8 protein-coding genes are annotated in these 12,919 nt (G+C 67.4%); 3 read left to right on the top strand and 5 right to left on the bottom strand.

Translation table 11 applies throughout. The annotated features are described in order from the left end of the window. Positions 1–16 precede the first annotated feature (16 nt). The gene (locus FFS08_RS03420) at positions 17–787 is read left to right on the top strand and encodes a copper homeostasis protein CutC (protein WP_137863241.1); all 771 of its coding nucleotides are present in this window, start codon (positions 17–19) and stop codon (positions 785–787) included. A 14-nt stretch (positions 788–801) separates the two neighbouring features. Here FFS08_RS03420 and FFS08_RS03415 read toward each other — a convergent pair whose 3' ends face one another. The 5 genes from FFS08_RS03415 to FFS08_RS03395 form a co-directional block, all read right to left on the bottom strand. Then, positions 802–2,043 (bottom strand): saccharopine dehydrogenase family protein, encoded by a 1,242-nt coding sequence (locus FFS08_RS03415; protein ID WP_137863242.1) that lies wholly within the window; start codon positions 2,041–2,043, stop codon positions 802–804. An 80-nt stretch (positions 2,044–2,123) separates the two neighbouring features. Continuing rightward, entirely contained in the window at positions 2,124–5,216 is a 3,093-nt protein-coding gene (locus FFS08_RS03410) for an efflux RND transporter permease subunit (protein WP_137863243.1), read from the bottom strand. Further along, on the bottom strand, positions 5,213–6,280 hold the full coding sequence (locus FFS08_RS03405) for an efflux RND transporter periplasmic adaptor subunit (protein ID WP_137863244.1): 1,068 nt from the start codon (positions 6,278–6,280) through the stop codon (positions 5,213–5,215). Before FFS08_RS03405 ends, FFS08_RS03410 begins: the two co-directional genes overlap by 4 nt. Then, a complete protein-coding gene (locus FFS08_RS03400) occupies positions 6,277–7,740 on the bottom strand; it encodes an efflux transporter outer membrane subunit (RefSeq protein WP_137863245.1) in 1,464 nt (487 codons plus the stop codon). Before FFS08_RS03400 ends, FFS08_RS03405 begins: the two co-directional genes overlap by 4 nt. Continuing rightward, the gene (locus tag FFS08_RS03395) at positions 7,740–8,420 is read right to left on the bottom strand and encodes an outer membrane protein (protein ID WP_137863246.1); all 681 of its coding nucleotides are present in this window, start codon (positions 8,418–8,420) and stop codon (positions 7,740–7,742) included. Before FFS08_RS03395 ends, FFS08_RS03400 begins: the two co-directional genes overlap by 1 nt. Positions 8,421–8,915: 495 nt before the next feature. Here FFS08_RS03395 and FFS08_RS03390 point away from each other — a divergent pair, with 495 nt between their 5' ends. Both FFS08_RS03390 and FFS08_RS03385 read left to right on the top strand, forming a co-directional pair. Further along, complete coding sequence (locus tag FFS08_RS03390) at positions 8,916–11,720, top strand: DNA/RNA non-specific endonuclease (protein WP_171012448.1); 2,805 nt, start codon at positions 8,916–8,918, stop codon at positions 11,718–11,720. 54 nt (positions 11,721–11,774) lie between these two features. Further along, positions 11,775–12,893 (top strand): hypothetical protein, encoded by a 1,119-nt coding sequence (locus FFS08_RS03385; RefSeq protein ID WP_137863248.1) that lies wholly within the window; start codon positions 11,775–11,777, stop codon positions 12,891–12,893. Positions 12,894–12,919 lie beyond the last annotated feature (26 nt).

Here is a 12,919-nt window from a genome sequence, read left to right as displayed (position 1 = left end):
AGCGTCAGGACCGGCGATGAACACGCTGCTGGAAATCTGTGTCGACGACGCGGCGGGGATCGATGCCGCAGTGGCGGGCGGGGCCGATCGCCTCGAGCTGTGCGCGAGCCTCGAACTGGGCGGCCTGACGCCGTCTGCCGCGCTCGTCGAGCGTGCGGTCGCGACGGGATGTCCGGTGCACATGATGATCCGGCCGACCAGCGGCGATTTCGTGCTCGATGGCGCGGCGATCGCGCTGATGCAGGAGGAGATCCGCCTGGGCGCGTGGCGCGGCATCGTCGGGGTGGTCGTCGGCGCCACCCGGCCGGAGGGCGGGCTCGATTATGATGCGCTCGCCCGCTTCCGCGAAGCCGCGCGCGACATGCGGATCGTGCTGCACCGCGCGATCGACCTGGTCGCGGACCCGGTCGAGGCGGTGCGGCGCGTGGCCGTGCTGGGCTATGACAAGATCCTGAGCTCGGGAGGGGCACCACGTGCGATCGATGGCGCGACGACGCTCGCGGCGATGGTCGAGGCAGCTGGAAAGAACCTGTCGATCGTCGCCGGATCCGGGGTGACTTCAGACAATGCCGCCTGGCTGCTCGACCACACCGGAGTCAGGGAAATCCATGCCTCTGCGAGTTGTGCGGGGCCGGCGCCGCATCCCGATGCCATTGGCTTCGGCTTCGCGCGCGAACCGCGGAACAGGACCGACGCGAGACGCGTACGCGCGCTGCGCGACGCGATCGCGGCGTGGGAAAGCGGCCGGCAAACGGCACAGTTTCACGATGCGCCCCCGAAGGCATGACCATCTGGCATCGGTCATGCCCGCGCGGTGGCGATGCGGGACCTGCCGTCCGGAAGAGATGCGGTGGCGGTCGCCACGGTGATCGCGGCCTGGTCGGACGATAGCGGCGCGCCCCGGCCGTCGATGAGAAAGGGCCGGATCGCCAGGAAGAATATCTGAGGATCGATCCATTGCTCGGGCGTTGCGACGCCGGGTCTCCTGATCCTCCCCGAGGCGATCATGCTGGCCGCGATCGCGGCAGGCAGCGCCGTCAGGAATCCCGTTCCGCCGGGGATCGTGCCGTTCAGTGCCGTGCCGACGATCACCTGCTTTCGCCCCTGCCAGCCTTCCGCCGCGGCGCCGAGCGGCGGAAGCCATTTCTTGCCGCGAAGCGTGTCGGCGATGCCATGGCGGATATAGGATATCGCGTCCTTCGGCCCGAAGCGGCCGCGATGTTCGCCCAGCGACGCGGCAAGCCGGGCCGCGGCTTCGTCGATCGTGAGGCCCCCGGTGCGGACGTTCCGGGCGGCCGCTTCCAATGCGGCGATTACATAGCCCGAGAAATCCATCAGGTTGAGGCATTCCCGCAGCGACGGATATTTGCGCGGAAGCGTGATCGCTTCGGGATGACCGACGAGACGGGTGGAGACGCGTCCTACCCCCGGATAGTTTACCTCGACCCGTTCGAGCGGCTTGGCGCTCACGATCCCACCATTGCGCCACACGGGGATCGGCATGCTGATCTGTTCCACCCAGTGCCGCAGTGCCGCGGTCACCCCGTTGCCCAGGGCTTCCTTCTCCTCGCCGCCGCTGCCCCAGAAAGTGAGCAGGCGATCAACCCGATCGAGCTGGGAGGCCGCATGCACGGCCAGCAGGTTGGAGATGCCGGGGCTGGCGCCGCAGCCGATGACGGCAGTGACACCGGCCGCGCCGGCCGCGATGTCGAACGCCAGCATGTCGAGCGTGGGCAGGGGATCGTCGGTCACATCGACGAAGTGGCAGCCGGCCGCGACGACTTGCCGCAGAAGCGGCACCGCGAAGCGGCTCGCCGGGCCGACGGTGGATACCACGATGTCATGCTGGCGCAGGATCCCGCCCAGCACCGCCGCATCTTCGATATCGATCTTCACGGCGCGCCCGCCGCACAGGCAGGCCGCCCGGGCGGCTGCGTCCTGTGACAGGTCCGCGATCGTGACGGCGGAGAAGCCGTTGAAGCGCCTTAGGACCTTCGCAAAGGCCCGGCCCACTTCGCCCGCACCCAGAACAAGCAGTCGCAATTTTGCTCTCCTTCGTCAGGACATGAAGAATATCGCGCGCGCTGCGCGTCGCCGCCTTGGCGAGCGGCCCGATGTCATTGTCATGGGCGCATCGGCGCAGCCGCCGGCGGCGCCTCATCCGTCCTCAGGGCCGCGACTTCCCGAGGATCGGGCTGCCGGACGAGCCGGCCGAACCGGGGGGCGAGCCAGCGCTCCAGCATGTCGATCGCCTCATAGGCGACGGGCACCAGCACCAGCGACAGCGCGGTGGAGGTGATCAGTCCGCCGATCACGGCGACCGCCATCGGCTGGCGGAACTCCGATCCTTCGCCAAGGCCCAGCGCCGTCGGCATCATCCCCGCCGCCATGGCGACGGTCGTCATCACGATCGGCCGAGCGCGCTCGTGACAGGCCTCGATCAGCGCGGCGCGGCGCGGCGCGCCCCTCCGTTCGCGCTCGATCGCATATTCCACCAGCAGGATGGAATTCTTCGCGGCGAGGCCGAGCAGCATCAGGAACCCGATCATCGCCGGCAGCGACAGCGCGAGCCCGCCCAGCAGCAGCCCCCCGAACGCGCCGCCGACCGCGAGTGGCAGCGCGGTAAGGATCGTGACGGGCTTGAAGAACGAGCGGAACAGCAGGACAAGCACCGCGAAGATCATGCCGATCCCGGCAATCATCGCGCCGATGAAGCCGCCGAACAGCTCGGACATCGCTTCGCTGTCGCCATAGAGCAGCTGTTGCACGCCGGCGGGCAGCGCCTTCATGCCCGGCAGCGCCGCGACTGCGTCGGTCGCCTGGCCGAGCGTCAGTCCCGATATATCCGCCTGGATCGTCGCCCGGCGCTGGCGGTCGATGCGCTCGATGCGGCCGGGCCCGGCCTCGAAGCCGATATCGGCGACTGCGTCCAGCCTGGTCGTGCCCCCGCCTTGGATCGGCACGCGCAGTCCGGCGATCGTCGCGAGATCCAGGCGCGCGTCGGACGGCAGCAGCGCACGGGCAGGAAGGTTGCGTCCGTCGATCGGCAATTTGGCCAGATTGGCGTCGACGTCGCCGATGGTCGCGATCCGGGCGGCATCGGCGATGGCTTCGGCGGTAAGGCCCAGGCGAGCGGCTTCGGCGAGGCGCGGGCGGATCACCAGCTCGGGAGAGGAGGCCGGCTCGGCGGCGCGCACGTTGCGCAGCCCCGGAATCCCCCGCATCTCGTGCTGCACGCGCCGGGCGGCAGCCTCCAGAGCAAGCGGATCATTGCCGACGAGGATGACCTCGAGATCGGCGCTGCCTCCATTCTGGCCGCTCGGCGTGATCCGAACGTCGCGAATCTCGCCCAGCGCGGATGCGACCCGGCGCTTGAAGGCCGCCGCCGTCCCGGTGCGATCCTCCTTGAAGACCACGGTCAGCGAGCCGTTGTGCATCGCCTCGCCGCCGAAGCGGGCGAAGACCGATGCGACATCCGGCTGGCCCTTCAGGATCCGCGTCGCCTCGCCGCTGACTCGGTCCAGGTCCGCGCGCGTCGATCCCGGTGCGGCGACGATGTTGAACACCATGCTCTTGGGATTGCTTTCCGGGATGAAGGCTGTCGGCAGCAGCGAAGCCAGTCCGAGCGATCCGGCGAAGAAGAGGAAGGCAAGCAGGATCGACAGGCCACGATGATCGAGCGCCCAATCGAGAATGCGGCGATACCAGCCGGCCATCGGCCTGCGCGCGCGCAATGTCCGCGCCGGAACCAGCAGATAGGCGCACATCAGCGGCGTCAGCAGGCGCGCGACCAGCAGCGAGAAGAGCACCGCCACTGCGACCGTGACGCCGAACTCACGGAAATATTGACCGACGATGCCGCCCATCAGCGAGACCGGCAGGAAGACGACGACGATCGCAAAGGTCGTGGCGATGACGGCAAGGCCGATCTGGTCCGCCCCGATCATCGATGCGCGATAGGGACTCTCGCCGCTTTCGATCCGCTTCTCGATATTCTCGATCTCGACGATGGCGTCGTCGACGAGGATGCCGATCACCAGGGTCAGCGCCAGCAGCGAGACCAGGTTGAGCGTGAACCCGAGCACCAGCATGACGGCGAAGGTGGGTATGAGCGAGATCGGCATGGCGACGGCGGCGATCAGCGTCGATCGCCAGGTACGCAGGAACAGCCACACGACGAGCGCGGCCAGGGCCATGCCCTCGACCAGCACCTCGATCGTCGCGGAAAATTCCGCACGCGTCTCGTCGGCGCTGGAAACGATGCGCGTGAAGCGAACGCCGCGGCCTTCGCGCGCCAACCGCTCGATCGCGGCATTTGCCGCATCCTCGACGCTGATGTCGCTGGCGGGCTTGGTCTTCATGACCTCGAAGCCGATCACCGGACGCCCGTCGAGCCGGGCGAAGGATCGTGGTTCGCCGGCGCCGTCGCCGACTTCGGCCACCGCGGACAGGGCCACGCTGCGGCCCCCGCCGAGCGGCAGCTCGACGCGGCGCAGGGCCTCGGCGCTGCGCGGCGATGCGAGGACGCGCACCGTCTGCTCGCTCCTGCCGAGTTCCACTCTTCCGCCGGCATTGTCGCCCAGCGCGGTGCGCAACGCCTGGCCGACCTGCGCGGCGGTCAGGTCAAGGGCGGCCAGGCGGTCGGGCAGCAGCGAGACGATGATCTCGCGATTGACGCCGCCCAGCCGCCGGATCGACGAGACGCCCCGCACCGCCTGAAGAGTCTTGGCGACGCGATCGTCAACATACCAGGACAAGTCGACTTCGGACATCGGCGCGGTGACTGCGAAGGTCAGCACCGGAACCGAATCGATATCGACTCGCTCGACCACCGGCGGATCGATGCCGCGCGGCAGGTCCGCCCGGACGCGGTCGATCGCGGTGCGAACTTCGTCGATCGCCTTTTGCTGGTTCTCGCCGATCCTGAACTCGACGAGGGTGGACGAATGGCCGTTGGTGATGGCGGTGAAGACGTGCTTCACGCCCGGAATGCCCGCAACGGCATTTTCGGTGACTCGGGCGATCTGGGTCTCGATCTCCGCCGGGGCGGCCCCGCTCTGCGTCACGTTGACGGCGACGATCGGGAAGGACGTATCGGGCAATTGCTTGACCGGCAGCGCCAGATACGCCGAGATTCCGGCAAGTGTGAGCAGGGCGAAGAGGACGCAGACCGGAATCGGATTGCGGATCGACCAGGCCGAGATGGCGATGCTCATGGCCGGCTTTCCACTGGCTTGACGATCTGCCCGGGTATGACCAGCGCGCTCCCGCCGAGGAGGACCGGCGTGCCCGGCGGCGGCCCGTCCAGCAGTTCCACCATCCCGGCGCCGCGCGCGCCCGTGCGCACCGGCACGCGCGCGACGCGGCCCGTCTTGTCCACCGTCATGACCGACGGTCCGCCTTCATAGGAAAGCGCGCGCTGCGGGACCGAACGGACGGATCGCGCTTCGCCTGCGATCGAGGCGGTCGCGAAGCCGCCGAGGCGGAGCCCGGGATGGAAGGGCAGCAGGATGCGGACCCGGCCGAGACGAGTGGCGGGGTCGATCCGCTCGCCGAGCCGCCGCACGGTGCCGGTCAGCCGCCTGCCGGATGCCAGGGTCACGCTGGCGGCCATGCCGGGCGCGAGCTTCGACAGGACAGGTTCGGGCGCCTCGGCGTCGAGCTCGAACAGGCCGTCTCGGGCGATGCGGAAGGGCGGCTCGGTGCCTGTCCCGGCGACATCGCCGGGGCGCAGGGCGCGCTGGACGATGATTCCCGAGACCGGGCTTCGCAGCGTCAGCCGGCCCCGGCGCACGACGATCTCGCGCAAGGCGGCTCGTGCCGATTGCAGTTGCGCGTGCGCGGCGCGGGCTTCGAAGCTGCGCTGCGCGATCGTCTCGTCGGCGATCACGCCCCGGCCGGTCAGATCCGCGACGCGCAGATGCTCGGATTGCGCGCGCTCCGCGGCGACCTGCGCGGTGGTGCGTTGCGCTCTCAGGCGTGCCTCTTCGCTGGCCAGTAATGCGCCGTCGAGCAGCGCCACTGGCTGGCCGCGACGCACCTGATCGCCTTCATCGGCCAGCACGCGCAGCACGCGATAGCCGGACAGTTCGGGCAATATCGCGGCTTCCTCGCGCGCGACGATGGTCCCCGAAAGATCGATGCCCATGCTGACCGGGCGAAGCGCTACGCGGGTTATCCCGACGGTCGGCGGCGCTTCCGCTTCGTCGGCGCGGGGCGGGGCCTTGGCGCAGGCGGAGAGCGTCAGCGCGATGGCGGTGACGAATATGGGCCGTATCATCCTGATTTCCCGGAACCTGGTGTGGCGATCGGCGGGGCCTGCCAGCCGCCGCCGAGCGCCCGGAATACAGTGACGGCGCGGCGGAGGGTTTCCGCCCGCGCGGTGGCGGCCGCGAGGCGCGCGGCGCTGTGCGCCCGCTGCGATTCGAGCAGCGTGGAAACATCGGTCAATCCGCGCGCGAAGCGCAGCCGATCTGCCGCATAGGCTTCGGCGGCGCGGCTCTCCGCGCGTGCCAGAAGGGCGACGCGCGCGCGGTCTCCAGTCAATCGCAGCAGGGACTGATCGGCTTCGGAGAAGGCGCTCTGGACCGCGCGTTCATAGGCGATGACCGCTTGTTCGGCGCGCGTGCCTTCGACACGCATCTGCGCGAGCAGCCGGGCCCGGTCGAGGATCGGCACCGTGAGCCCCGCGCCCAGCGTCCAGAAGGCGCTGACGGCACTCAGGCCGCCACCGCGCGTGGCGGTAAGCCCTGCCCCGGGGTTGAGCGTCAGGCGCGGGAAGAGCTCCAGGCGCTGTAATTCGGCGCGTGCGATTGCGGCCCGAAGGCGCTGCTCGGCTTCCCGCACATCGGGCCGGCGCTCGAGCAGCGTGCCGGGCACGGCCGCGGGCGGTTGCGGCGGAAGGTCGAGGCGGGGGTGAATCGGCAAGGTGTCGAGCGTCTTGTCGGCGTCGCCCAGCAGGACCAGGATCGCGCGCCTGGCGGCGGCGAGCTCGGCTTCCAGCAGAGTGCGTTGCGCTGTTGCCTGTGCAAGGTCGGCGTCGATCCGCGCCACGTCGGCGCGCGCTGCCAGGCCGTGATCGGCGCGCGTGCGGACCGCTGCCAGGATTCCGTGCTGGATCGTCAGGGTCTCTCGCGCCGCCTCGACCTGCGCCGCGAGCCCGCGGGCGGCGAACAGGGCATCGGCCACATCGGCCGCGAGCGTCGCGCGCGTCCCTTCCTGAACGAAGCGCGCGGCCGCGAGGTCGGCGTCCGCCGCTTCCCTTGCCACGCCGCGCCGGCCCAGCAGGTCCAGCTCCCATGAGAGATTGAATGTGGGCGAGGCAGCCAGCACCGTGGCTCCCGAAGTCACCGCCGTGCCGCTGGGGCCGCCGATCAGCACGTCGGGACCGGACAGGCTCTCGCTGCGCTGCACCCCGCCGGTTACCTGCAGGTCTCCCTGGACCCGGTAGGGGGCGAGCGCGGCCTGACGGATCGCCTGCGCCTCCCGCAGGCGCGCCAGGCCCAGCCGGACATCGGCATTCGCGCGGAGCGCGCGTGCGACGAGGTCGTCCAGCTGGGCATCACCGAACAATGTCCACCATCGGTCCAGCGCAGCGGGCTCCGGATCCGGATGCAGTGCCGCAGCCTCGAAGCGCGCGGGCAAGGGCGCAGCGGGACGCCCTATCTCGAGGCTGGGTGCACATCCCGCCGTCGCGAGGACGGCGGGGAGCAGCACCGACGGGATGCGGGCACCGTGCATCAGAATGCCTGGCGGATTCCGACCAGGGCGGACCAGCCCGACAGGCGCGGGCGGAATTCCGCCTTGCTTGCGCCATTGAAGCCGTCGAAACGCAGCGACGAGGTCCTGGAATAGCGCGCACCCAGCTCGATCGTGGTCGACTGGGTGGCCGCGATGCCGAGGCCGGCGTCGAGGTGCCAGTTGAAGCCCCAGTCCTTGCCCGAATAGCGGCTGCCGGTGGCGGGCGAACCGCTCAGGCGGCTAAGACGCGAGTCGACGCGCGACAGGCCGATCCCGCCGCCGACATAGGGCACCACCCGCTCGCTCACCGGGAGATCGAAATAGCCGGCCGCGCCGATGGTCAGCGCCTTGGTCCGCCCGTCCGCGGTGAAGCCGCCGGTCGCCGCCTTCTTCTTGTCGACACCGGCGGTCGTGTAGCCGACGGTGCCTTCGAGGCGGAACGGGCCGGCATCATAGCCGATGCCGAGTTCGCCATTGAAGCCGCGCCTATAGTCGGTGTCGCGCTGGAGCGTGCCGGTGGGGTTATTGCCCTGCAGGCGCGCATCGGTGTCGATCGACAGGCCGGCCCGCGCCACGCCATAGATGCCGGTCGGCTGGCCATCCTGTGCGGCTGCCGGCGTCACACCGGTCGCGGCGATTGCGAGCGCGGCGAACGCGCAGTGACGAAAAGCGGGCATCATGAAAATCTCCTGTCTGCCGAGGCGGCATGATCGCCGCGTCGCCACGCTTCTCTCCGGCAGATTGATGGAGCCTTGTGGAGGATTTGATGGAGGCTTGATGGAGGGGCGCGATTGAAGCGGCGGGCCCTCCACGCGGCCTCCGCAATCGACGACCGTTACCTAGAGGCGAATTCATCTCGCTGCGTTGGCGAGCTGGCCAACTAGGCGACAACTCCTAACATATCAAAATCACTACAATTTATGAATTGTTGTCGCGCCCGGAAAGTTTCTGTGAGTGCGAAATAGTATATTGTGTCCAAATTGAACCTTTCATCGACGATGCTATGGCTTCCTGTTGGCCGCTGTTATAAATTAATGTGAATTTCATGCGTGCATGAATTCTTGAGAACATTGACTTGCGAATAATATCATCGGTTTGCGCGGGATAGCTCGATAATCAAACGGTTCGCTTCCGCAATGCCTGGGTCCGTCTTGATGATGCTTGGGGAGGGTGTGATGAAGCGTGCTGAAAGAGCAAAACAGTATCTTCGGGAAGTGACGCGGCACCGCGACGGCGGTATCGAAACCATCAAGCCCGTCACATCGTCCCACGTCAGTGCGGTCGTCGAGACGGAACTGGCCCAGGAAGGCGTGGCGGAGGCCGGCGCCAAAACCGCGCCGGCGCTCGACGCGGTGGCGGATACCGCCAACCGGGCCATCGACAAGATCAAGGCCGATGCGGACGCTTCCGACTTCTCGCCGGAGGAAGTGTACCTGACCGAAGCGATCGTCATTCCCGCTGAACGGCCGGCCTTCGACATCGTCAACGGCGATTTCCGCTCGACGCATGAGCGCTGGCTGGATCTGAACGATGCGCCGCTCCATGCGCGATTGCTCGGCGCGATCCCCGCAGTCGGGCGTATCGAATTGCCCGGTCAGCGGCGCATTCCCTATGGCGGCACAGGATTCGTCGTCGGCAAGAATCTGCTCATGACCAATCGCCATGTCGCCGAGATCTTCGCCAGCGGCCTCGGTGTCCGGCAGCTGGGTTTCCGGACCGGCATGCGTGCCGCAATCGATTTCCTGCGCGAGCAGGGGCGGTCGGACCAGGAGATGCTTGAGGTCCGCTCCATCCGTATGATCCATCCATATTGGGACATGGCGCTGCTCGAGGTGGAGGGATTGGCCGCGTCGCATGTGCCGCTGAAACTCTCCCTCCAGGATGTCGGCGATCTGGATGGCCGCCGCGTCGCCGTGATCGGCTATCCGGCATTCGATCCCGAGCGGAACGATATCGATGTCCAGAACACGCTGTTCGGCGGGCGGTACGGCGTCAAACGCCTGCAGCCGGGGCGCCTGGGTCGCCGGCGGGACACGGGCAGCTTCCGCAAGATCGTCTCGGCGGCGACGCATGACTGCTCGACCCTGGGCGGCAATTCCGGCTCGGCCGTGCTGGATCTCGATACGGGCGAAGTGCTCGCGCTTCATTTCGGCGGGCGCTATCTCGATACCAACTATTGCGTCCCGGCGTTCGAACTGGCCAGGGACGGGCGGGTCATCGACGCCGGAGTCGATTTTGCCGCCAAGCCAGGCGGCGGCACCCCGTCATGGAGCAGTTATTGGGATGCGCTCGAAGGCGTGGCTGCGGCTGGCGGGCGCGATGCCGGTGGCGGGGGTGGCGGCGGTTCTCCGCCCGTGCGCCAAGATCCCGGCGGCCCGGTCGTGAACGTCGCCCCCGGAAACGGCGCGGTGAGCGTGACAATTCCGCTGACGATCACGCTCAGCCTGGGCGAACCGGCCGGTGGCGGATCGGCATCGGCTGTGGCCGTCGCCACAGAATCGGTATCGGCGGCTCCCATCGAGGAAGGGCTGGTCGAAGTCTGGCATGATGGCGACTATTCCGAACGCGACGGCTATCAGGAGGACTTCCTGCCCGGTGCGGTCGTGCCGATGCCGAAGCCGCGTGACCCCGGCGTGCTCGCGCCGCTGCTCGATGGCGGCGACACGCTGCATTATGGCCATTTTTCGATCAAGATGCATGCCCAGCGCCGCCTGGCGCTGCTCACCGCATCGAACGTGACGGCCGAGCCAAGGCTCAAGCGGCCGGAGCCGGGCTACGACTATTCACGCAAGGCGCTGGCTGACCTCGGGCCCAACGACCAGGAGAAATGGTTCCCCGATCCGCGGCTTGCGGCCGAGTATCAGCTGTCGGACAAATTCTATACCAAGGACAGGGGCGCCTTCGACAAGGGGCACATCGTCCGCCGCGACGATATCTCCTACGGCCGCAGCTATGCCGAGCTGCGCCGGGCCAATGGCGATACCTACCATATCACCAACTGCTCGCCCCAGATCGCTCAGTTCAACCAGTCGCAACGCGGCAAGGACAATTGGGGCGATCTCGAGAATCTGGTTCTCGGCGAGGCGGCCAGCGAACGCTATTGCCTGTTCGCGGGTCCGATCCTCGATCCTTCGGACGAGATTTTCACCGGCAAGGGCGATGACGGCTCGGTCCTGCGCCTGCGTATCCCCGGGGCTTTCTGGAAGGTGGTGGTGGCCAAGGTCGCCGATGGCGTCGCGGCCTATGCATTCGTGCTCGATCAGGATCTCTCCAATGTCGAGCTTGAATTCACGGTCCCGGACAATTTCCGGCGGCGAATGACGTCGATCCGCGAACTGGAGCGCCGCACCGGAATCGAGTTTCCGCAGGTCGTCCGCGACAATGACCAGTTCGAGGACGACCGAGGGGCCGATATCGCCTTCCGCGCCGGCGTCGAACGCGTCGCGGTGCTCGATGCGCCGGAGGACGCGGATCCGACCCCCAATGGCGGCGACGACGAGGAAGCTGCGGCCGAGACCGGCGCGCTGGCATATGAAGTCGCCGACACCGAGGCGCCGAACGACTATCGACTGGCTGAAGCACTGAAGGGGCTGCGCGCGCAGATCAATGTTCTGGCGCCCAAGCGCGGCAAGCTCTCCGACGGCTGGATCGGTGACGCCGCGCACCGGAGTCGAAGTTCGGATCACAATCCCTGGGTGCGCGACGGCGCCATGGGCGTGGTGACGGCGATCGACATCACCCATGATCCGGCCAATGGCTGCGATGCGGGCAAGCTCGCGGAGAAGCTGCGCGCCGGCATGGACAAGCGGATCAAGTACATCATCTGGAACAAGCGTATCGCCAATCGCGCGCCGATCGGCGGGGCCGCAGCCTGGGCGTGGCGACCGTACACCGGCAAGAATCCGCACAACAAGCATGTGCATATTTCGGTCCGTCCGGAAAAGGAGTTCTACGACCTCAAGGGCCCGTGGAGCTTGTGAGCCTCGCAGGATCGACTCCGGCAGGAATCCATTTCTCTTTCGTGGGAGAGCGGCATGGGACTCTTCGATTTCCTGGGAAGCCTGATCGGCAAGGAAGCGAAGATGCGGGCGCGGGTGCCGGTGACGAGGGCCCGTGATCTCACCGGCCAGACCGGCGTCAACGCGCAGGCCGAACAGCATTATGTTCAGCTCATCCTGGGCGAGATGTTCCTCAGGAGGAGCGGGGAATGGTTCACCAAGCGCTACCCGCTGGTCTATTCGCTGATCGCACTGCATTATGGCGACCAGCCCAAGCTCGAATTCGCCAACGTCTCCGGCAAGAACCGGTTCGAGATCAAGCAGGCCGATCTCGACCATTCGATCCTGCGCAACTATCCCCTGACGCCCCTCCTGCCCTTTCGGGGCGGGGCAGTGGAGATCGATCTCGGCCTCGTGTCGATGCAGGCCAGCAATCTGATCGAATCCTTCGCCAAGACGATCAGCGACGTCGCGGGTACGCTCAAGCTGGCGCAGGTTGCCGAGATCGCGAATATCTCTTCCGCGATCGCGGGGGGCGTGCAGTCGCTTCTCGCCGCGGGCGAGAGCAAGACGATGCTTTCCGTCCATGACATGATGCTCGGCGGAACCGGCGGCGCCGGAACGGTCAAGTCGGGCTTCATCCTGCTGTCGAGCCTCGAGGAAGGCGAATATGCCGGCAAGCAGGTCTGGATTACCGCCGACGGCGTTCGTGTGGGCCCCGATGCCGCGCATCTCGCGGCGCTTGCTTCGCAGGACTATATCCTCCTGCAGGTACGCGTCACCACCACGCGCGACGACTGGCAGTCGTTGAGTGCGATCGGCAAGCCGCTGGACGGCGCGATCGAGGCCAAGCTCAAGGGGCAGGCAGCAGAGGCCCAGGCCCTGCTCGTCCAGGCCAAGATGGCCGCCTATCGCAGCGCCGATCTCACGCGGATCGATGCCGCGCGCGTCATCGCGGCCATCGACAAATATTTCAAGGATACCGCCGCGATCGAAAGCGTGGTGGCAGCGTCGGGGCAGGAAATCGTGGGCGGGAAAGCGGCCGCCGACACTGATGATGACCTGCCGCGCAACACGCACCTGCTGCCGGCGATGCAATTGCTCGGCAGCGATCGCGTGCCGGCGCTCGACAAGATCGACCTGTTCGCAAGCTGACAGGATCGGGAAGGGTTTTCGATTTC

It is taken from the genome of Sphingomonas sp. 1F27F7B (assembly GCF_005503355.1).
Lineage (GTDB): Bacteria > Pseudomonadota > Alphaproteobacteria > Sphingomonadales > Sphingomonadaceae > Sphingomonas.
Note: the sequence above shows the minus strand (reverse complement) of the source record. Positions and strands in the feature narration are given on the sequence as shown.